Below are 20005 nucleotides of genomic sequence, written 5' to 3' on the forward strand. Positions count from 1 at the left end.
TTGAGTTTTCGTGCGATTGCCGCCATAATGCCGGCATGAACTTCCGCACGCCGCGCACGCACGAAGCCTCGACCGCGAGCCCCGCTCGCCGGTCGTCGTGCGCGCACGCGCGCGTGTCGTACTCCGCCCTCCGCCGCCACGATCGCGGCACGCTCGCCTGCCTCGGGAGCGCCCGGTAACCGCGAGCCGCTCCCGGACCTCCCCGAGGTCCCGAGTCGCCGCCGTTGCCGGGATCCTGCGCTGACCGCCGCCGTCCCACGCCCGCGCGCACGCGCGGCGTGGACACGCATTCACGCATGACCGCTTTCCGGAGGCTGCCGTGTTCGACCTGCACGATGTGACCCTTTCTTCCCGTGACGCCGCGGCGCTCGCCGCCCTCGTGACCGACTGGCCCGCCCGGGACGCTTCAGAGCAGGCCGCCGCCGACGTGATCGCCGACACCGTCGCTGCCGCACGCGTCATAGCGGACCGCACGCTCGCCGTCGACACCGTGGCGCTGGGCACGACGGTGACCTACGACGAGCTGCCCTCCGGCACGCGCCGGACCGTGACGCTCGTCCACCCCGCCGGCGCCGACCCCTCGCGCGCCCGCGTCTCGGTGTTCGCCCCGGCGGCGCGCGCCCTGCTCGGCCGTCGCGCCGGCACGCGGGTGCCCGCGAGTCTTCCGGATCGCTCGATCCGCGAACTCGCCATCGTCGCCATCGCGCGCGGTGGAGTCGGCGATGCGCACTGACACGATGGACGCGGCGTCGCCGGGGGCCGGGTACGCGCGCGGCGTGGTGCCGCTCGCCCTGCCCGAGTGCCCGATCGAGCAGGTGATCCGCGCCCGCGATGCGTCCACGCGCTCCGCGCTGCACGAGGAGGCTCGCGCTCGCCCCGCGCGTCTCGCGGACGCGTGGCTCATCGCGGACGCCGAAGGGGTGCGCGCCATCGCGCGGTCGGAGGGCGCGCTGCGTCCGTTCGTCGCCGGCATCGTCGAACGGCACGGCGCAGCCGTCGTCGTCGGCGCGCCGCGCGTGCGCTACTCGCACCGGCCGACGCTCTCCGAGCCGTGGATGCGCATCACCGCCTCGGGGCCGTCGGGGTTGCTGCCGCTCATCCTGCGCGATCTCGACCGCAGGAAGGGCCGCACGCTGCGCATCGACGACCACGGCGGCCCGTTCGCGCTCGAAGCGGAGGCTCCGCTCGCGAACCTGCTGGGCTACGCGGACTGGCTCGATGAACTGTGCGAGGGTCGCGCCGACCTCGCGATGCGGCTCGTGCGCTATGCGGCCGTCGACGTCGATCCGGGACCGGAAGCCGCGTGACCGCCCGCCGGAACCGGCGCGCGTGCGGATGGCGCGCGTTCAGCGCGCGCGGATCGCGTCGCCGCCGGCAGGCGCGCCCGCGCTGACTCCGCCCGTCGCGGCGACGACGGCCGCAGGCTCGTTCGCCTGCCGCGCGAGCAACGCGCGGGCCTCGTCCTGGAACGAGCGCCAGGATTTCTCCCACTGGCCGTCGCGCGGCTTCGTGCTGGCGATCTTCAGGAGCAGAGCGCGCAACGCGGCCGTTTCGGCGCGCGCTGCTTCGGTCCGCGCTTCCGCCTCGGCGAGTTCCGAGGCGTAGACGAGTTCGACCTTCCGGTCGCGGCACACGCCGATGCAGTTCTGCGGTCCCTCGAGACGGCCGCAGCCGACGCACTGCCAGGCTTTCAGCGTCTCGATGGCGATTGCTCCGTGGTGCCCCTGTCCGGGACATTCTAGGCGCGCAGCGGCACGACCGCGCATCGCGAGCTTGACTTCGGTCAAGCTCCGGCCCGCCACGCGCCGTCGGGCGCGCTACCGCCGCGTCATCCGCGTGAAGTCGCCGATGACCTTCTGCATGTGTTCGAGCGCGTTGCCGCCCGAACCGACGACGCCCTTCATCGCCTCGACCACGTTCTGCATCGGGGCCATGTCCGGCAGCATCGCCATCGCGGCCTTCGCCTGCCGGACGCCGGGCATGCCCTCGGTCTGGTCCTCGATCAGCGCGAACACGCGCTTCTGCATCTCGGTGATGAGGTCGAACATCTCGCCCCAGTAGCGCATCGACTTCTCGAGCGCCTCCTGCGCGACGTCCTGGCCGGCGACCATCAGCGACTGCGCGTCGCGCGCCTCGGCCGCGGATCGCGCCGCCTTCTTGCCGAACGCGCGCGCCTCCTCCTCGCCGGCGAACTGGAGCTTGCGGAGCTTCGTCGTGTTGTCGATCGCGGCGTTGATGACGTCGAGCGCCATCCGCGCATTGGCCTTGTAGAGCTCGATCGCCTGCTCGGGCGTGAGCAGGTTCACGACGCCCGACAGGTCGCCGCTCTCGAGTCCCGGAGGCATCGCCGTGCCGCCACCCAGAGCCTTCTTCGCGGACGGACGGTGCTTCGCCTTGCGGCGGGGGGCGGCCTTCGGCGCGGCGGGTGCGGTGGCCTTGCGTGCCATGATCGGCTCCTCGGTTCGTCGGACGGGAACCCAGTTGACGCCATTCGCGTGGCAGCGTCAAGTCGGCGCCCTCCCGACGCCGACCAGTTGACCGCCCTGCACGTCGCGAGGCAGGATCGCCGGGCGTTCCCGACCCGTGTCCCGGAGATGAACATGTTCACGTCCCTCACGCGCGCGCTCGTCGCGTGCACCGCGCTCGCGCTCGGCGCGGCCTCGTTCGCCCAGACCCCCCCCACTCCTGCGTACTCGACGGCGAAGATCGCCGACAACGTCTACGTGTTCCGCGCAGGCGGCTACCTGTCGATGTTCGTCGTCACGCCCGAGGGCGTCATCGTGACCGATCCGGTCGGATACGCCGACGCGAAGGCGCCCGCGGCGTACCTCGAGGAGATCCGCAAGATCACGCAGGCGCCGGTCAAGTACGTGATCTACAGCCACCACCACTACGATCATTCGACCGGGGCGAAGATCTTCAAGGACCAGGGAGCGATCGTCGTTGCGCACCGCAACGCGCACCAGCGGCTCGCTGCGCTGCAGAACCGCGAAGTCGTGCTGCCCGACATGATCGTCGAGGACAGCGGCAGCTCGATCCTGCTCGGCGGCATGCGCGTCGACCTCCTGTGGGTCGGCGCCAACCACTCGGACAACACGCTGGTGATGCTGCTGCCGAAGGAGCGGATCCTCTACGCGGTCGACTGGCTGCCGATCCAGGGCGTGATGTACCGCGACATGCCGGACGGCTACATCCCGGACTGGTTCGCGGGCATCGACCGCGTGCTCGCGATGGAGTGGGACCGGATGATCCCGGGACATCCCGGACCCGGCAACCGGCTGGGCACCAAGGACGACGTGCGCGCGCTGCGCAACTACCTGGTCGACGTCTCGAACGCCGCGAAGCAGCTCGCCGCGGACCGGAAGTGCCTGAACGACGAGGCGATGCGGGGCGTCAAGCTGCCGAAGTACGAAGGCTGGAGCGGCTATCAGGCCTACCTGTTCGGCAACGTCGAGCGCTTCTGCGAGTACTGGTCGCGCGGAGTCTGAGTGGCCGGCCTGCGCGAGCGCTTCGGCCGCCCGTTGCGCCTCGCGATCCTCGGCGGCGGACCGTCGTCGTGGATCGGCCACATGCACCGCAGCGCCGCGGAGCTCGACGGCTGGTGGCGCATCGCGGGCGGCGTGTTCTCCGCGGACGCGGCGCGCTCGCGCGAGGCCGGCGCCGCGCTGGGCTTCGACCACGCGCGCTGCTACGGCACGATCGGCGAACTGATCGAACGGGAGCGTGCTCGCGCCGACCCGATCGAAGCGGTCGCGATCATGACGCCGAACGACACGCACCACGCGCTCGCGGCGGCCGCGCTCGACGCCGGCATCGACGTCGTCTGCGACAAGCCGGTCACGCACGACGCGGCGCAGGCGCGCGACCTCGCGGCGCGCGCGACGCGACACGGCCGGCTCGTCGCGATCACGCATGGCTACGCGGCCTACCCGATGACCCGCTACGCGCGCCATCTCGCGGGCGAAGGCGCGCTCGGCGCGCTGCGCTACGTTCAGGTCGAGTACGTCCAGTCGGGACTCGCGACACGGATCGAGGACGGTCCGCGCAACGCGCGTCTCGACTGGCTCCTCGATCCCGCGCGAAGCGGCCTCGCGCTGGTCATGAGCGCGATCGGCTGCCACGCGCAGCATCTCGCTTCGTTCGTCGTGAACCGGCGCGTCGCGAGCGTCTGCGCCGACGTGCTCTCGGTCGTGCCGGGCCGCCGCGTCGTCGACACCGTGTCCGCGCTGCTGCGCTTCGAGGGCGGGCTCGCCGGAACGTTCACCGCGTTCCAGGCGGCGGCGGGAAGCGAGAACGACATCCGCCTTCGCGTCTACGGCGAGAAGGGCATGCTCGAGTGGACGCACCGCGAATGCTCGTACTTGCGCGTCGCGATGCACAACGAAGGCCCGCGCGTCGTGGGGCGCGGCGATGCCGGATTGCCTCCCGGGATTGCGGCGCTGGGGCGCGCGCCCCGCGGCCACCCCGAGGGCCTGCGCGAGGCGTTCGCGAACATCTACGCGGAGGTCGCTCAGGAGCGGATGGCGCGCTCGCTCGGCGAGCGCGTGCCGGCATTCGTCTATCCGCGCATCGAGGACGGCGTGCACACGATGGCGTTCATCGAGGCCTGCGTCGCGTCGAACGGGCGGTGGGTCGAAGTCGGTCAGGAGTCAGTTGACAGTTGACAGTGGCGCCGGAGATTCCGGTGGCGGCGCATCGAGCGCCGTTGCGAGGGCCCCGTGGGTCCGACGGATGGATACGGACCGGCCACCGCCATGCAGCCAACTTGCAAACGTCAACTGGCTCCTGCCTCGCGGTTCGGAATCGCGGATGGCAGAGCTTGGCGAGCGACGGCTGCAGGCCGAATCCTGATCCGACACAAACCTCGCAACCGCGCTCGATGCGCGGCCACCGGAGACTCCGGCGCCACTGTCAACTGTCAACTGTCAACTGCCAACTGTCAACTGTCAACTGACCCCTGCGCGCCTTCTCCGCGACCCTCGCGTCGAACCGCTCGCGCAGGATCACGACGCGCTCGTGCGTGCCGCGCGCGATGAGGTCGATGCCGTCGTCGGCCTCGACTTCGAACGACAGTTTCCGGCCCTCGACGCGCACGAGCTTCGCGCGCGCGGTCAGCACGAGGCCGGGCGGCGTCGCCGCCTCGTGGCTCACGTTCACGTGCGTGCCGACGGTCTGCTCGCGCGGCCAATCGAGGTGCGGCTTCGCGAGGAGCAGCGCGCACCATTCGAGGAAGCCGACGAGATAGCCGGTCGCGAGCACCGACGGCATCGCCCGGAAGTCCTCCGACTCCGGATAGAGCGCCGGCACCATCTTGGATTCGGTCGCGACGAAGCGCAGTTCGTGCCCGAGCCCGGCCTTCAGCGTGTCCTTCACGTGCGGCTCCCGATGACGCGATCGCGCGAGCATACCGGAGCCACGTCGCCGGCGCCGCCGCGCCGGTTGCCTCGGGACGGGGCGGGCGTCAGCGTTTCACGCCGGGCGCGACGATCGTCACCCGCGACGGCTTCGACGGAACGGGCGGTGGCGGAGGCGGCGGCAACCACGCATCGCGGAACAGGAGCACGAGGCGCACGAACTCCCGCGTCTCGGGATACGGCGGGATGCCGCCGTAGCGGTCGACGATCCCTTCGCCCGCGTTGTACGCGGCGAGCGCGCGTTCGAGGTCCCCGGCATAGCGCGCGAGGAGTTCCTTCAGGTAGCGCGTGCCGACGCGCAGGTTGATCGCCGGCTCGCCGAGCTTGTCGGCGACCGTGCGCGTCGCGTCGCCGGTCACGCCGTAGCGCTCGCCGGTGTCGGGCAGCACCTGCATCAGGCCGACCGCGCCCTTCGCCGACACGACGGCGGGATCGTAGCCGGACTCGACCGCGATCACCGCCTTCACGAGCGCCGCGTCGAGCCCGTTCGCGCGCGCGCTTTGCGCCACGAGCGTCTCGAAGCGTGCGACGTTCGGGTGGCCGTGGACGCGCTGCCACAGCGGCTCGCCGACGAGGCGATCGGCGGGCGCAGACCCGGGCGGCGGGGCCGGCACCGGATCGAGGCTCGAGCGCCCCTTGAAGAAGAGTCGGTAACGCGGATCGCGTTGCTCGGTCGCGAAATGCGCCTGGCCGCTCTCGTCGACGTAGCCCCACAGGTCGGCACAAGCGTTCGCGGCGCAGGCGAGCGCCGCGAGGGCGAGCGCGGCCCGCCATCGGCGCACCGGCGGCGTCGATCGACTCGTCGCGGGTCGGGACGGGCATCGCATCGCACCGGATTCTTGCCGGGCGCGCGACCCCGACGCAATCGGGCGGGGCCGGGGGTTGACGGGCGCCTGGCACCGTCTATACTTACGGTAACCGGATATCCATACGGCTTTTCGATGCCCTTCCCCCGCCCCGCTGCCCGCCGTCCGTTCGCGCACCTCGCCGGCGACGCCGCGCCCGAACTGCCGCGCCTCACCGCGCGGCAGCAGCAGATCCTCGACTGGATCCGCACCCACATCGAGACGGCCGGCATGCCGCCCACGCGCGCGGAGATCGCCGCGGGGCTGGGCTTCTCGACCGCGAGTTCGGCGGAGGACCACCTGCAGGCGCTCGCGAAGAAGGGCGCGATCGAACTGAAGCCCGGAGCATCGCGCGGCTTGAGGCTGCGCGATTTTCCGGGGATGCCGGTGCAGGGCACGCTGCCGCTCGTGGGCCGCGTCGCCGCCGGCCACCCGATCCTCGCGGCCGAGCACATCGAGGGCCGCTACCGCGTCGACCCCGCGCTGTTCTCGCCCGCGGCCGACTTCCTGCTGCGCGTGCGCGGCGCCTCCATGCAGGACGCGGGCATCCTCGACGGCGACCTCCTCGCGGTCCACAAGACCGCGGAGGCGCGCTCCGGCCAGATCGTCGTCGCGCGCCTCGGTGACGAGGTCACCGTCAAGCGCCTGAAGCGCCGCGGGCGGGAAGTCGTGCTCATGCCGGAGAACGCGGCGTTCGTGCCGATCACGGTCGACCTCGCGGCCGCGCCGTTCTCGATCGAGGGCGTCGGCGTCGGGCTCGTGCGCGCCGGACGCGGGTTCTGAGCGGCCGTTTCTCCAGAAATTGTCACGGCGTTCTATTTCTACAGAAACAGGACACCCCGGGATCCTCATGCCCGCGAAACGCCCCGCCGCCCGCGCGCTGCCGCCGCGCCTCGAGGACCTGCCGAACGTCGGCCGCGCGGTCGCCGCCGACTTCCGCCGCCTCGGCATCGGAACGCCCGACGAGATCCGCGGCCGCGATCCGTACATGCTCTACCACGACCTGTGCCGCGCGACGCGCGCGCGCGTCGACCCGTGCATGCTCGACACGTTCATCGCCGTCGTGCGCTACGTCGACGGCGGCCCCGCGAAGCCCTGGTGGCACTACACCGCCGAACGCAAGCGCGTGCTCCCCGGCGCGCTCCCCGCTGCCAGGCACGCGCCTGACACCCCGCCCGCGACACCTCACCGCACATGACGCCGACCCCCCTCCTCTACGGCAGCAAGGGCTCCGGATCCGCCGCGATCGAGGCGGCACTCGCGCTCGCGAAACTGCCCTTCCGGCTCGTCGAGACCGCGACCTGGGATCGCACCCCGGCCTACGACGATCTCCTGGCGGTCAACCCGCTGGGCCAGGTTCCGACGCTCGTGCAGGCCGACGGCACGGTGATCTCGGAGAGCGCCGCGATCCTGATCCACCTCGGGCTCGCCCATCCGGAGAGCGGGCTCCTGCCGCAGCAGGCGTCCGCCCGCGCTCGGGCGCTGCGCGGACTCGTCTACGTCGCCGCGAACTGCTACGCGGCGATCGGCGTGATCGACTATCCCGAACGATGGACGCTGCCCGCCGACGATGCCGCGACCCACGAGCGCGTGCGCGCCGGCGCGCGGGCGCGGCTCCACGCGGCCTGGTCGACGTTCGCCGACCTGTTCGGCGCGGAATTCGCCTCGCGCGAAACGCCCGGCGCGCTCGAACTCCTCGCCACCGTCGTCTCGAAATGGTCCGGCGCCCGCAAGCACCTCGCGGAGCAGCGGAGCGCGTTCCACATCGCGCTCGCGCGCGTCGAGGCGCACCCGGTCGTCGCGGAGGTGTTCGCGCGGCACTGGCCGTGATGACGTTCGACGTTCAATACTGGACGATCGCCACGCACGTCGAGGACGTCTCCGGCGAGGAGATCGCGCGGCGTCTCGCGGCGATGGGTCAGTGACCCCGCGGGTGTCCGGCACGCGCCGGGACCCCCGGGCAGGAGCCTGCTCCCGATGCCGGATGCTTCCTCCGCCGCCGCGCGGCTGGCCGCGCGCCTCGCCCACCCGGCGATCTGGCGCGGCGGCGACTGCGCGCCGGAGCCGGCCTCGCTGCCGACCGGCTTCCCGCCGCTCGACGCGGTGCTGCCGGGCGGCGGCTGGCCGGGAGCGGGACTCGCCGAAGTGCTGCTCGCGCGCGAGGGCATCGGCGAGATCGCGCTGACGCTGCCCGCGCTCGCGTCGCTGCAGCGCGCGCGGCGCGATCTCGTGTGGATCGCGCCGCCGTACCGCCCCTGCGCACCCGCGCTCGCCGCCGCGGGCATCGACCTCACGCGCTTCCACGTCGTGCGCTGCGCGCGCCCCGAGGAAGCGCTGTGGGCCTGCGAGCAGGCGCTGCGCGCGCCCGAGTGCGGCGCGGCCTTCGCGTGGCTGTCGACGCGCGACGAGCGCGTGCTGCGCCGGCTGCAGGTCGCCGCGCGCGACGGCCGCACGTTCGGCGTGCTGTGGCGCCGTCCCGGCGAGCGCGGCGGCGCCGCGTCCGCCCCGCTCCGCCTAGGCCTCGCGCCGGACGAGCGCAGCGGGCGCCTCGCGGTGCACGTGCTCAAACGCCGCGGCGGCACGCTCGCCCGTCCGGTCGTCCTCGACCTCGAGGCGCGCAGCGTCGCCGCGCCGGGCATCGTCGTGCGCGCCCGTCCGCTGCCCTCGCCGCCGTGCCGGCCCGACCCGCGCACGGTCGCCGCGCACGAAGCCGTTCGCACGACGTCGATGCGGCACGCGCGGCAGGCGGCGTCGTAGCGCGGGACCTTCCCGCACCCTCGGCCGACCCATGCTCTGGGGCTGCCTTCTTTTTCCCGACCTGCCGCTCGAGGTCTACGCGCGCGGCTTCGACGCCGACGCCGCGGGGCGGCCCTTCGCGGTGGGGAGCGGCGGCTCGCGCCCGCAGGTCGTCGCGGCGAACGCGGCCGCGCGCGAACGCGGCGTCAAGCGGGGAGCGCCGGTCGCCGCCGCGCTCGCGCTCGCGCCCGACCTCGCGCTGCGCGACCGCGATCCCGCGGCGGAAGCGCGCGCGCTCGAGGCGGTCGCGACCTTCGCGCTCTCGTTCACCTCGACGGCGAGCCTCGCGCCGCCGCGCGCGGTACTCGCGGAGATCGGCGGGAGCCTGAAGCTCTTCGGCGGCCTCGATCCCCTGCTCGCCGCGATGACGCGCGGCATCGAGGCGCTGGGTCACGCGCCGCTCGTCGCGGCCGCGCCGACGCCGCTCGCCGCGCTCGTGCTCGCGCGCACGCGCCGGCACAGCCCCGTGCTGACGCCCGGCGCCCTGCCCGCCGCGCTCGCCGACGCCCCGCTCGCCGCGCTCGACCTCGATCCGCGCTCGCTCGACACGCTCGCCGCCGCCGGCGTGCGCACGATCGGCGCGGCACAGGCGCTGCCGCGCGACGGCCTCGCGCGCCGCTTCGGCGCCGCGCTCGTCGACGCGCTCGACCGCGCCCACGCGCGCGTCCCCGACCCGCGCATGCCCTACGCGCCGCCACCGTCGTTCGCCGGAAAGCTCGCGCTGCCCGCGCCCGCGCACGACGCCGCCGCGCTCGGCTTCGCCGCGCACCGCCTCGCGCAGGACCTCGCCGCGTGGCTCCTCGCGCGCGGCCTGGGCGTGCTCGACGCCGAACTCGCGCTCGCCCACGAGCCCTGGCAGCGCGCGCGCACCGGTCGTCCCGCGACGACGCTCGATCTGCGCTTCGCCGCGCCGGCGCGCGCCCTGGGCCACCTGTCGGCGGTGATGAACGAGCGGCTCGCGCGCGTCGTGCTGCCGGCGCCGGTCGACGCGCTCGCGCTCGCGACGCGCGCGACCGCGCCGCTCGCGAGCCGGCCGCTAGGGCTCCTGCCCGGCGATGGCGCCGACACTCCGCTCGTACCGCTCGTCGACCGGCTGCGCGCGCGGCTCGGCGACGGCGCGGTCGTCGGCTACGCGACGCACGCCGAGCACCGGCCCGAGCGCGCGCAGTCCGAGGCGGCCGAAGCCGCGCCCGGCACGCCGGCGTCGCTTCCCGACGCGCCGCGTCCGCTCTGGCTCCTCGCTGATCCGATGTCGATCGGCGACGCGCTCGCGGCGGCGCCCTGGGCGCTCCACGACGGTCCCGAGCGCATCGAGTCGGGCTGGTGGGACGGCGACGACGTGCGCCGCGACTACTACGTCGCGCAGACGCCGCAGGGCGCGCGCGCGTGGATCTTCCGCGACCATCGCCGCGGCGCCGACGACGGCGACTGGTGGCTGCACGGATGGTTCGCGTGACAGCGCACCTAGGGCGATGTTCAGGCCCCCGCCGCCTCCCGCCTGCGGTGCCACGCGCGGTAGTCGCGGCCCGGATGGACCTCGCCGCAGTTGCGGCATCGCCGCTCCGCCTCGCTGCTCGCGTAGAACCGCTCGTAGAGCGGCGGCAGGTCGTCGACGATGCTCTGCAGCAGCACGTCGTGGCGCACGATCGTCTCGCCGCAGGCAGCGCAACCCCACAGGAAGCCGTCCTTCTCGCCCGCGGGGCGCTGCATCTCGATGACGAGGCAGCGGCTGTCCGGCTCGGGCCGCTGCGGCGAATGCAGCACGTGCGCGGGCAGCAGGAAGATGTCGCCCTCGTGCAGGTCCACCTTCTCGTAGCGGCCGCGGTCCCAGAGGATCAGGTGCGCGTTGCCCTTGAACTGGTGGAAGAACTCCTCGGCCGGATCGTCGTGGAAGTCGGTGCGCTGGTTCGGCCCGCCCACCACGGTCACGATGAAGTCGGCGTCCCGCCACACCTGCTGGTTGCCGACCGGCGGCTTCAGGAGGTGCGCGTGGTCGTCGATCCAGCGCTGGAAGTTGAGCGGCCGGCCGAACCGGAGGTCGAGCTTCGTCATGGGTCGTGTCTCCCGGAGATCAGGGTTCGAATGCGCGGATCCGGTTCAACGCGGCAGGCCGCCGAATCCGAGCGGCGCGGGGGCGAGCGAGGTGATCCGCTGCAGCAGCGCTCGCATGTCGGGCTCGACCGCCGCGTCGCCGAGCGGATCGGGGCGCCGGCGGAACTGCCGCTCGATCTCCGCCCACTCGACGCGCGAGAGCGCGCGGCGCGCGATCGGCATCAGTTCGGACTCCTCGATGGCGAGATGCGCACGATAGCGCTCGACGAACGTGCGCGCCGCCTCGGCGAACGACGCCAGGTCGGCGGCACCGCCGTGCTCGGCGCGGACGAGCTTCTGCTGCAGCACGTGCAACGCCTCCTCGCCCGCCCCGTGCTGCCGCTGCAGGCGATCGAGCACGTCGTTCGCCTCGGCGGTGCGCGCGCGGATCGCGGGGAAGAGGAACTCCTCCTCCTTCGGATGGTGATGGCGCTCGGGGAAGATCTCGAGGTAGTGCAGCATCGCGTGGAACGAGGCCGCTTCGAACGGCGCGCCCTCCTCCGCCGCGCTCCGCACGAGCGCGGAGACGGTATCGAGCACGGCCGTGATCGAGCGGTGCTCGGCGTAGAGCGATTCGAGGAGGGTGGTGTCGCCCGTCACCGCGCCCCGGGGCGCCGTGGCATCGCCACGCGCGGATGCCGGGACGGCGGGCGCGGCGGCGCCGGTGCGCTCCCCGGGGCCGTCGACCGACAGGTAGCGTTGCAGCACCGTGGCGTCCGCGCGGAGGTCATCGGAACTGCCGTTCCACACCACCCGCCCTTTCTCGACCACGTAGTGACGGTCCGCCAGCCCGAGCAGCGGCACGAGGTTCTTGTCCACCAGCAGGATCGCGACGCCCTCGGCCTTGATCGCGGCGAGCGCGGTCCAGATCTGCTGGCGGATCAGCGGCGCGAGCCCCTCGGTCGCTTCATCGAGGATCAGGAGCTCCGGGTTGGTCATGAGCGCGCGACCGATCGCGAGCATCTGCTGCTCGCCGCCCGAGAGCTGGTTGCCGAAGTTGCGGCTGCGCTCGGCGAGCCGCGGGAACATCGCGTAGACGCGCTCGAGCGTCCACGGCGGCCGGGTCGTCCCGCGCAGCGACGCGGTCGCGACCAGGTTCTCGCGCACCGTCAGGTTCGGGAACACCTGGCGTCCCTCCGGAACGAGCCCCATGCCCAGCCGCGCGATCGCGTGCGGCGGCCGGCCTGCCACCGGCTTCCCGCGCCAGCGCACCTCGCCGCGTGCGGGCCGGATGAGACCCATCAGCGCATGGATCGTGGTCGACTTGCCCATGCCGTTGCGACCGAGGAGCGAAGTGCACGAACCGGCGTCGACGGCGAGCGACATGCCGAACAGGACCTGGCTCTTGCCGTAGCCGGCGTCGATCGCCGACACCTCGAGGAGCGGCGTCCGCGCGCTCACGCCGGAATCTCCTCGTCACCGAGGTACGCCTCGCGCACGACGGTGCTCCGTCGCACCTGGTCCGGGCTGCCCCGGAACACCACCTTGCCGTAGACCAGCACGCTGCAGAGGTCCGCGAGCGCGAACACCGCGTGCATGTCGTGCTCGACCAGGAGGATCGCGTAGCGGGACCGGATCTCCTGCAGTACGCCGATCAGCGATTGCGTCTCCGCCGGACCGAGCCCCGCCATCGGCTCGTCGAGCAGGAGCACCGAGGGTTCGATCGCGAGCGTCATCGCGAGTTCGAGCTGGCGCTGCTGCCCGTAGGCGAGCAGTCCCGCGGCACGGTCGCGCTGCGGCAGCAGTCCCACGAGCGCGAGGCACTGCTCCGCGGGTTCCAGCAGCGAGCGCACGGACGTGGCGCTCTGCCAGAAGCGGAAGCTGTGTCCCTGCACCGCCTGCGTCGCCAGGAGCACGTTCTCGAGCACCGAGAACTCCGGGATGATCGAGGTAATCTGGAAGGAACGTCCGAGTCCGGCGCGCGCCCGCGCATGCACCGGCCAGGCGGTCACGTCGCGCCCGCCGAACTCGATGCGCCCCTCGTCGCACGGCCATTCGCCGGCGATCAGGTTGATGAGCGTGGTCTTGCCCGCGCCGTTGGGGCCGATGATCGCGTGCACCTCGCCCGCCGCGAGCGAGAGATCGACATGGTCGGTCACGAGCAGTCCGCCGAATCGCTTGACGAGGCCGTGCACGGCGAGGAGCGGCGCGGCCATCACGTCCCCCGCTTCGCGTCGTCGTCCACGCCGCCGGGCAGCAGGCTCCACAGGCCGCGCCGCAGCAGCAGCACCATCGCCACGATCAGCGGCCCCAGGATCGCCATCCAGTGCTCGGTCAGCGACTTCAGTGCCTCCTCCAGCACGAGCAGTCCGATCGCGCCGGCGACCGGACCGACCACCGTGCCCGCCCCGCCCAGCACGACCATCACGATCAACTCGCCGGACACGGTCCACGCCAGGTAGGCGGGGGAAACGAAGCCGGTGAGGTTGGCGAGGAAGAAGCCCGCCAGCGCGCACAGCAGCGCGGAGAGCACGTAGGCCGCCAGCCGGTAGGGCAGCGTCGCGATGCCGAGCGTGCGCACGCGGCGCTCGTTGATGCGGGTGGCGCGCAGCACCAGTCCGAAACGCGAACGCACGAGTCGATGCGATCCGAACACCGCCGCCGCGAGCGTCGCGAGGAGCGCGAAGTAGAGTCCGAGGCGGGAGCCGGTCAGCCCGCCGAAACCGCTCGGCGCCGCGAGCGACATGCCCTCGTCGCCGCCGTAGACCTTGAGGCTCACGAACAGGAAGAAGAAGAGCTGGGCGAACGCGAGCGTGATCATGATGAACGCGATGCCCTGGGTGCGCAGCGAGATGACGCCGACGATCGCCGCGACGATGCCGACCGTCACCGCGATGACCGCGAGCTGCTGCCAGCCTTCGGTGACGCCGCTGCCGGAAAGGATCAGTACCGCGTAGGCACCGAGCCCGATGTACATCGAGTGGCCGAAGCTCACCATGCCGCCGAATCCGAGCGCGATGTTGAGCCCGAGCGCGGCGAGCGCGTAGACGAGGATGCGGCTCGCCAGCGTGACGAGATAGGTGTCGCCGGTCGCCGTCGCATACAGCGGCACGGAGAGTCCGGCGACGAGGAGCAGCGCCGTCGCGATGGCGGGCCAGTGCGACGGTCGTGGAGCGGCGGCCGGCCCGGATGCGGGCGACGAGGGGTCGTCGGGATTCACGCGTGTCGCACCGGAAACAGGCCGTCGGGCTTGAACGCCAGCACCGCCGCCATCAGCAGGTAGACGCCGACGGACGCGAGTGCCGGACCCGCTGCGGACGCGAGCGCCGGCGACAGGACGAGATGCAGCAGGCCGGGCAGCACGCCGCGGCCCAGCGTGTCGACGATGCCGACGACGAGCGCGCCGAACAGCGCGCCGCGGATCGAACCGATGCCGCCGACCACGATGACCACCAGCGTGAGAATCAGCACCGGTTCGCCCATGCCCGGCTGGATCGACAGGATCGGGCCCACCATCGCGCCCGCGAGGCCGGCGAGCGCCGCGCCGAGCGCGAAGACCAGACGCGCGAGCCAGCCGACGTTGACGCCCAGCGCGGAAACCATCCTGCGGTTGCTCGCGCCGGCCCGGATCAGCATGCCGAGGCGCGTGCGCTCGATCAGGACATGCAGGCCGATCGCCACGGCCAGGCCCGCGACGATGATGGAACCCCGGTACGCCGGGTAGTTGAATCCGGCGATGACCACCGGCTGCGCGAGCGCGGCGGGCGCATCCATGTACAGCGGCGCGTTCCCGAACAGCATGCGCACCGCCTCGTTGGCGAACAGCACGACGCCGAAGGTCGCGAGCACCTGGTCGAGGTGGTCGCGCCGATGCAGCGCCGCGAATCCCAGCCGGTCGAGCAGGAGCCCCAGCACGAACAACCCGGCGACCGCGGCGACGAGCGCGAGCGTGAACGATCCGGTGCGCGCGGCCGTCAGCGCCGCGACGTAGGCGCCGGCCATGTAGAGCGACCCGTGCGCGAGGTTGACGAAGCTCATGATGCCGAACACGAGCGTCAGCCCGGCGGCCATCAGGAACAGCAGCACTCCGAACTGGATCCCGTTCAGGAGTTGCGTGAGCAGGAACTCCGGAGTCACGGAACGAACCTCGGCGCCGGGCGGCGGGCAGGGAGGATTTCGCCGGGGCGCGGCGCGCGGATCGCGCCACGCCCCCGTCGGCCGCGGGCACGGCGTCCGCCGGGCGCCGTGCCGCGACCCATCGTCACTTCAACGGACATTCCGCCGCGTAGGCGTCGTGCAGCGCCGGCAGCGGCGTGGCGATCCGTTTGAGCGACACGCGTCCCTGCGTGTCCTTCGCGACCTCGAACACGTGCAGATCCTGGATCGGGAAGCCGTTGGTGCTGAACTTGAAGCCCCCGACCACCGCGCGGAAGTCGGCCGCGCGCATCGCACTGCGCAGCGCCGCCTTGTCGGCGGTCGACCCCCGCGTCTTCGCGAGCGCGGCGTCGATCGCCAGCGCGGCGTTGTAGCCCTGCGCCGCATACTGCGACGGGATGCGGTGGTGCTTCCGCTCGAACGCGGCGACGAAGGCCTTGTTGGCCGGGTTGTCGAGGTCCGGTCCCCACGGAGCGCCTGCCAGCACGCCCAGCGCCGCGTCCTTGACCGCCGGCAGCGTCGTGCCGTCGACCGTGCTCACCGAGAGCACCGGCACCTTGTGCAGCATCCCCGCCTGGTTCATCTGCTTGACGAAGTTGACGCCCATGCCGCCGGGGAAGAACACGAAGATCGCATCCGGCTGCGCCGCCTGGATCTGCGCGATCTCGGCGGAGTAGTCGGGCTGGTTCAACTGGGTGTAGACCTCCGCGGCGACGGCGCCCTTGAAGTAGCGCTTGAAGCCCGCCACCTGGTCGCGGCCCGACTGGTAGTTCGGGGCGAGCAGCATCATCTTCTTGAACCCGCGGTCGTTCGCGAACTTGCCCAGCACTTCGGCCTGGTTGTCGTTCTGGAACGAAGTGAAGAAGAAGTTCGCGCTGCACTGCTTGCCGGCGAGCGGCGCCGGCCCGGCGTTGGAGCCGACGAAGAGCACGTCGGACGCGGCGAGCGGCTTCGCGACCGCCATCATCACGTTCGAGAACGTGACGCCGGTGACGATGTCGACCTTGTCCTTCTCGAGGAGCTTGCCCATGAGCTGGACGCCGAGATCGGGCTTGAGCTGGTCGTCCTCCTTGACGATGTCGACGGCGACGCCGCCGAGCTTGCCGCCCTTCTCCGCGACCGCGAGCATGAAGCCGTCGTACTGGTCCTGCCCGAGCGCCGCGGCGGGGCCGGAGAAGGTGCCGAGGAAGCCGATCTTGACGTCGGCGTGCGCGACGCCGGCGACGACGGCCGAAAACGCGAGCGCGAGGACGCGCGAACGGGTGAAGGTCATGCTCGATGCCTCCTGTCGTGGTGGAAGTCTTGCGCGGGGATGCGGTCCGCCGGGTGCGTGAATCTCATGCCGCGCACGCGATCGGCTCCACGGGTCGCGGGCGGTGCCACTGTAGCGCATCGACGCGGCCGCGAGGCGCCGTCGATACCCTGATTCTCGTTCCTCGCCGAATCATCCGGCCACCCGTGCGTCACGCGCCGCCGGCGCCGCGAGGCCGCTCGACTCGAAGGCGTCGCGCACCCGCGCGCGGTCGTCCTCGGTGAGCGGCAAGAGCGGTCGGCGCACCGGCCCGCCCACCTGCCCGAGGAGTTCCTGCCAGTACTTCTGGCAGGCTTGCGGGGTGCCCGGCGGGAGCGCGCGGCGCAGCGATTCGCGCACCGGCGCGAGGCTGTCGCGAACCCGGCGCGCCTCGTCGATGCGGCCCGCCATCGCGAGCCGCGTGTAGTCGTTGATGCGCCGGTCGTCCTTCGTCTGGAACAGGATCGGCGGGATCGAGCACAGGTAGACCTGCCATTCGAGCTCGACGATGTTGTCCAGCCACTCCGCTTCCGACGAGGTGCTGACGATGAGCGTGCCGCGCGTCATCCGCGTCAACCGCGCGTACATCTCGCGCGGCACGCTGTACTTGATCGCCACGATGTTCGGGATGTCGCGCGCGATGCGCGCGCAGAGCTCCGGGCTCATCAGGTAGCCCGAATCCTCGTGGCTCCACATCGCGATCCCGATGCCGACCTGGCTCGCGACGTGGCGGTAGTACTCGTAGACCGTGCTGTCGACGTCCTTGCCGAAGTGCAGCACCGGCGCGTGCACGACGATGTAATCGGCGCCGATCGCCTCCGCGTGGCGGGCGAGGTCGATCACCGTGTCGAGGTTCTGGTCCGAGCACGACAGGATCGTGCCGCTGCGATGGCCGTGCGCCGCGGTCTCCTCCACCGCGATGTCGAAGATGCGCTTGCGCTCGGCGACCGACATCGAGAAGAACTCGCCCTGCTTGCCGCCGACGAAGAACCCGCCGAGTTCGAGGTCCACGATCCAATGGCGCAGGTTCTTCCGCCAGCCGGCCTCGTCGAGGCCGAGGTCGGCCCGAAACGGCGTCGGCACCGCGGCCCAGACGCCGCGCAGGTGCTGCTGCGCCCAGGCCTTCGCGTCCGCGCGTGCGTAGTTCATCGTCATGCCGGTTCCTCGCAATCGGGATGGAGTGCCCGCCAGAGCGCCTCGCTGGTCAGCGGGAAGGAGAGGTCGGTCACGCCATGCGGCGCGAGCGCATCGAGCGCCGCGCCGAGGATCGCCGCCGGCGCGGCGATGCACCCGGACTCGCCGATGCCCTTGGCGCCCAGCGCGTTGGCCGCGGTGGCGCTGGACAGGCTCTCGAGCACGAGCGGAGGCACGTCGCGGGCGCGCGGCAGCGCGTAGTCGAGCAGCGTTCCGGTCGTGATCTGCCCGTCCGCATCGTAGTGGATGCGTTCCATCAGCGCGGTGCCGAGGCCCTGCGCGAAGCCACCGGCGAGCTGGCCTTCGGCGAGCAGCGGGTTGACGACCACGCCGGCGTCGTCGACCCACACGACCCGCTCCAGCGTCGGCACACCGGTGTCGCGGTCGATCGCCATCGCGGCGATGCAGCAGCCCGCGCTCCACGCTTCCGCCGGCGCCGTGTAGATCGCTTCGCCGATCGCGGCCTCGCCGGCGGCGGACGCGCGCTCCGCGAGCTTCGCCTTCAGTCGTTCGGCTGCGAGCTTCACCGCACTGCCGCCGATCGCCATGCTGCGGCTCGCCACCGCGCCGATGCCCGCTGGCGAAGTGTCGCTGTCGCCTTCGACGACCACGATGCGGTCGACCGGCACGTCGAGGACGCTTGACGCCACCTGCGCGTACGAGGTACGGTGCCCCTGGCCCTGCGCGCTGCTGCCGCTCGCCACGAGGAAGCGTCCGTCGGGCAGCAGGGTGACCCGCGCGCTCTCGAAACCGCTGCCGCAGGGCTCGACGTAGACGTTGAGACCGACGCCGACGATCTCGCCCGACGCGCGTCGCCGTCGCTGCTCTTCGCGCAGTCCGTGGTAGTCCGCGCGTTCGAGGGCGGACGCGAGCAGATCCGCGTAGCGGCCCGAATCGATCGCCTGGCCGGTCGGCGTGCGGTACGGCATCGCGTCGCGGGAAATGAGGTTGCGCCTGCGGATCTCGGCGGGGTCGAGCGCGAGCTCACGCCCAGCCGCGTCCATCAGCCGTTCCATGACGAGCGCGGCTTCCGGGCGGCCCGCGCCCCGGTAGATGCCGACCGGCGCGGTGTTGGTCACGTAGCCGCGCGCGACGATGTCCACCGCGTCGACGCGGTAGGGACCGGGCAGGATACGCCCGGCGTTCATCGCCGGGACGGCGGCGCTGAACGTGGCCCAGCTCCCGAGCGCGAAGTCCAGTTCGGCGGAGAGGGCGCGCAGCCGGCCGTCCGCGTCGAACGTCGCGCTCGCGCGAAGCACACCGCCGCGCCCGTGCGAGGCGGCGATCATGTCCTCGTTGCGCAGGGCGACCCAGCGCACCGGCCGCGCGAGAGCGAGCGCCGCGTGCGCGACGGCCACGTCCTCGGGGTAGAGGGACGCGCGGCCGCCGAACGCCCCGCCCACGTCCGGTGCGATGGTCCGCACCGATTCCTTCGGAATGCGGAGGATGGCCGAGAGGTGGTCGCGCGCGCGGTGCGGCGACTGGCACTGGAGCCACACGGTGAGACGGCCGCCCGTGCCGTCGGCGACGAACGCCCGCGGCTCGAGCGCGAGCGGCGCCACGCGCGGACAGGCGATCGTCACCTCGACCGTGCACGCCCCCGAGGAAGTCGCCGCCGCGAAGTCGCCGCTCGCCCAGCGGCGCTCGAACGCCAGGTTGTCGGGCCAACCGGCGAGGAGCGCGTCGCCATCGCGGGCATGCGCGACGTCGATCACCGGATCGAGCGGTTCGAAGTCGAGTGCGACCGCTTCGGCGGCGTCGCGGGCGAGCGTGGCGTCGTCGGCGACGACGAGGGCCACCGGGGCGCCGACGTGGTTCACGCGGTCGACCGCGAGGATCGGCACCGCGAACGGACGGATGCCGTCGATGACCGGGTTGACCGGCAGCGGAGGCAGCTGCGCGAGCTTCGCGCCGGTCAGCACCAGCCGCACGCCCGGCATCCGCTCGGCCGCCGAGGTGTCGACCGAGCGCAGGCGCGCGCGCGCCCAGGGGCTCCGCACGAATGCGGCATGCAGGCATCCGGTGGGCGCGAGATCGCTGACGAATCGGCCCGCGCCGCGCAACAGCGCGTCGTCCTCGACCCGCCGCAGCGGCGCGCCGATGCCGTCGCGCGATGGCGTCACCGCGACTTCCCGCTCACCGAGCGGCACGCCGGCCATCCCCGCAGCTTGTCGCACGCGTCACGCTCCGATCCCCGCCTCCGGGCCCCGCCTGCCATTACAGGCGCGAGGGGTTTACAATGCAAACGCAATCATTTTCTCAATTCAACACTTATTGTG

At 72.3% G+C, this 20005-nt stretch carries 21 protein-coding genes; 9 read left to right on the top strand and 12 right to left on the bottom strand.

The genetic code is table 11. The features are described 5' to 3' along the window. Positions 1 to 319: 319 nt before the first annotated feature. Both HS109_18355 and HS109_18360 read left to right on the top strand, forming a co-directional pair. Positions 320 to 733 (top strand): GreA/GreB family elongation factor, encoded by a 414-nt coding sequence (locus tag HS109_18355; protein ID MBE7524329.1) that lies wholly within the window; start codon positions 320 to 322, stop codon positions 731 to 733. After that, positions 723 to 1307 (top strand): hypothetical protein, encoded by a 585-nt coding sequence (locus tag HS109_18360; GenBank protein MBE7524330.1) that lies wholly within the window; start codon positions 723 to 725, stop codon positions 1305 to 1307. The genes HS109_18355 and HS109_18360 overlap by 11 nt, the downstream gene beginning before the upstream one ends. Before the next feature lie 39 nt (positions 1308 to 1346). On the opposite strand, the gene HS109_18365 is transcribed toward HS109_18360, so the two are convergent. Continuing rightward, complete coding sequence (locus HS109_18365) at positions 1347 to 1787, bottom strand: hypothetical protein (GenBank protein MBE7524331.1); 441 nt, start codon at positions 1785 to 1787, stop codon at positions 1347 to 1349. A 30-nt stretch (positions 1788 to 1817) separates the two neighbouring features. Beyond that, complete coding sequence (locus tag HS109_18370) at positions 1818 to 2447, bottom strand: phasin family protein (GenBank protein MBE7524332.1); 630 nt, start codon at positions 2445 to 2447, stop codon at positions 1818 to 1820. Between the two features lie 153 nt (positions 2448 to 2600). Here HS109_18370 and HS109_18375 point away from each other — a divergent pair, with 153 nt between their 5' ends. After that, positions 2601 to 3488: an MBL fold metallo-hydrolase gene (locus HS109_18375; protein ID MBE7524333.1), complete on the top strand. Its 888-nt coding sequence runs from the start codon at positions 2601 to 2603 to the stop codon at positions 3486 to 3488. After that, positions 3489 to 4664 (top strand): Gfo/Idh/MocA family oxidoreductase, encoded by a 1176-nt coding sequence (locus tag HS109_18380; protein MBE7524334.1) that lies wholly within the window; start codon positions 3489 to 3491, stop codon positions 4662 to 4664. It begins immediately after the preceding gene. Positions 4665 to 4911: 247 nt separating this feature from the next. On the opposite strand, the gene HS109_18385 is transcribed toward HS109_18380, so the two are convergent. Continuing rightward, positions 4912 to 5373, bottom strand: coding sequence for a thioesterase family protein (locus HS109_18385; GenBank protein MBE7524335.1), 462 nt, complete (start codon positions 5371 to 5373; stop codon positions 4912 to 4914). Between the two features lie 88 nt (positions 5374 to 5461). Next, positions 5462 to 6196 (bottom strand): lytic transglycosylase domain-containing protein, encoded by a 735-nt coding sequence (locus HS109_18390; GenBank protein MBE7524336.1) that lies wholly within the window; start codon positions 6194 to 6196, stop codon positions 5462 to 5464. 225 nt (positions 6197 to 6421) lie between these two features. On the opposite strand from HS109_18390, the gene lexA reads away from it, so the two are divergent. The 5 genes from lexA (at position 6422) to HS109_18415 (ending at position 10511) form a co-directional block, all read left to right on the top strand. Then, the gene (lexA, locus tag HS109_18395; GenBank protein ID MBE7524337.1) at positions 6422 to 7042 is read left to right on the top strand and encodes a transcriptional repressor LexA; all 621 of its coding nucleotides are present in this window, start codon (positions 6422 to 6424) and stop codon (positions 7040 to 7042) included. 67 nt (positions 7043 to 7109) lie between these two features. After that, complete coding sequence (locus HS109_18400) at positions 7110 to 7457, top strand: mitomycin resistance protein (protein MBE7524338.1); 348 nt, start codon at positions 7110 to 7112, stop codon at positions 7455 to 7457. Further along, positions 7454 to 8089: a glutathione S-transferase gene (locus HS109_18405; GenBank protein MBE7524339.1), complete on the top strand. Its 636-nt coding sequence runs from the start codon at positions 7454 to 7456 to the stop codon at positions 8087 to 8089. The genes HS109_18400 and HS109_18405 overlap by 4 nt, the downstream gene beginning before the upstream one ends. Before the next feature lie 147 nt (positions 8090 to 8236). Beyond that, on the top strand, positions 8237 to 9016 hold the full coding sequence (gene imuA, locus HS109_18410) for a translesion DNA synthesis-associated protein ImuA (GenBank protein MBE7524340.1): 780 nt from the start codon (positions 8237 to 8239) through the stop codon (positions 9014 to 9016). A gap of 31 nt (positions 9017 to 9047) precedes the next feature. After that, entirely contained in the window at positions 9048 to 10511 is a 1464-nt protein-coding gene (locus HS109_18415; protein MBE7524341.1) for a DNA polymerase Y family protein, read from the top strand. A gap of 20 nt (positions 10512 to 10531) precedes the next feature. Here HS109_18415 and HS109_18420 read toward each other — a convergent pair whose 3' ends face one another. The 8 genes from HS109_18420 to HS109_18455 all read right to left on the bottom strand — a co-directional run bounded on the left by HS109_18420 (position 10532) and on the right by HS109_18455 (position 19885). Next, a complete protein-coding gene (locus HS109_18420) occupies positions 10532 to 11107 on the bottom strand; it encodes a 3-hydroxyanthranilate 3,4-dioxygenase (protein ID MBE7524342.1) in 576 nt (191 codons plus the stop codon). A gap of 45 nt (positions 11108 to 11152) precedes the next feature. Continuing rightward, positions 11153 to 12547, bottom strand: coding sequence for an ATP-binding cassette domain-containing protein (locus HS109_18425; protein ID MBE7524343.1), 1395 nt, complete (start codon positions 12545 to 12547; stop codon positions 11153 to 11155). After that, positions 12544 to 13302 carry an ABC transporter ATP-binding protein gene (locus HS109_18430; protein MBE7524344.1) on the bottom strand — a complete coding sequence of 253 codons (759 nt, stop codon included), beginning with the start codon at positions 13300 to 13302 and terminating at the stop codon, positions 12544 to 12546. The genes HS109_18425 and HS109_18430 overlap by 4 nt, the downstream gene beginning before the upstream one ends. Next, positions 13302 to 14306, bottom strand: a complete 1005-nt coding sequence (locus HS109_18435; protein MBE7524345.1) for a branched-chain amino acid ABC transporter permease — start codon at positions 14304 to 14306, stop codon at positions 13302 to 13304. The genes HS109_18430 and HS109_18435 overlap by 1 nt, the downstream gene beginning before the upstream one ends. Next, positions 14303 to 15223, bottom strand: coding sequence for a branched-chain amino acid ABC transporter permease (locus HS109_18440; protein ID MBE7524346.1), 921 nt, complete (start codon positions 15221 to 15223; stop codon positions 14303 to 14305). The genes HS109_18435 and HS109_18440 overlap by 4 nt, the downstream gene beginning before the upstream one ends. Positions 15224 to 15347: 124 nt before the next feature. After that, on the bottom strand, positions 15348 to 16514 hold the full coding sequence (locus tag HS109_18445) for an ABC transporter substrate-binding protein (protein ID MBE7524347.1): 1167 nt from the start codon (positions 16512 to 16514) through the stop codon (positions 15348 to 15350). Positions 16515 to 16685: 171 nt separating this feature from the next. Next, positions 16686 to 17681 (bottom strand): dihydrodipicolinate synthase family protein, encoded by a 996-nt coding sequence (locus tag HS109_18450; protein MBE7524348.1) that lies wholly within the window; start codon positions 17679 to 17681, stop codon positions 16686 to 16688. Between the two features lie 2 nt (positions 17682 to 17683). Then, positions 17684 to 19885: a xanthine dehydrogenase family protein gene (locus tag HS109_18455; protein MBE7524349.1), complete on the bottom strand. Its 2202-nt coding sequence runs from the start codon at positions 19883 to 19885 to the stop codon at positions 17684 to 17686. Between the last annotated feature and the right edge of the window lie 120 nt (positions 19886 to 20005).

It is taken from the genome of Burkholderiales bacterium, from assembly GCA_015075645.1.
GTDB lineage: Bacteria > Pseudomonadota > Gammaproteobacteria > Burkholderiales > Casimicrobiaceae > VBCG01.

Coding starts and splice junctions, on each gene's coding strand:
- HS109_18400 (MBE7524338.1), top strand. CDS start 7,110: ATGCCCGCGAAACGCCCCGCCGCCCGCGCGCTGCCGCCGCGCCTCGAG.
- imuA (MBE7524340.1), top strand. CDS start 8,237: ATGCCGGATGCTTCCTCCGCCGCCGCGCGGCTGGCCGCGCGCCTCGCC.
- HS109_18405 (MBE7524339.1), top strand. CDS start 7,454: ATGACGCCGACCCCCCTCCTCTACGGCAGCAAGGGCTCCGGATCCGCC.
- HS109_18375 (MBE7524333.1), top strand. CDS start 2,601: ATGTTCACGTCCCTCACGCGCGCGCTCGTCGCGTGCACCGCGCTCGCG.
- HS109_18370 (MBE7524332.1), bottom strand. CDS start 2,447: ATGGCACGCAAGGCCACCGCACCCGCCGCGCCGAAGGCCGCCCCCCGC.
- HS109_18360 (MBE7524330.1), top strand. CDS start 723: ATGCGCACTGACACGATGGACGCGGCGTCGCCGGGGGCCGGGTACGCG.
- HS109_18420 (MBE7524342.1), bottom strand. CDS start 11,107: ATGACGAAGCTCGACCTCCGGTTCGGCCGGCCGCTCAACTTCCAGCGC.
- HS109_18415 (MBE7524341.1), top strand. CDS start 9,048: ATGCTCTGGGGCTGCCTTCTTTTTCCCGACCTGCCGCTCGAGGTCTAC.
- HS109_18445 (MBE7524347.1), bottom strand. CDS start 16,514: ATGACCTTCACCCGTTCGCGCGTCCTCGCGCTCGCGTTTTCGGCCGTC.
- HS109_18450 (MBE7524348.1), bottom strand. CDS start 17,681: ATGAACTACGCACGCGCGGACGCGAAGGCCTGGGCGCAGCAGCACCTG.
- HS109_18430 (MBE7524344.1), bottom strand. CDS start 13,302: ATGGCCGCGCCGCTCCTCGCCGTGCACGGCCTCGTCAAGCGATTCGGC.
- HS109_18455 (MBE7524349.1), bottom strand. CDS start 19,885: ATGGCCGGCGTGCCGCTCGGTGAGCGGGAAGTCGCGGTGACGCCATCG.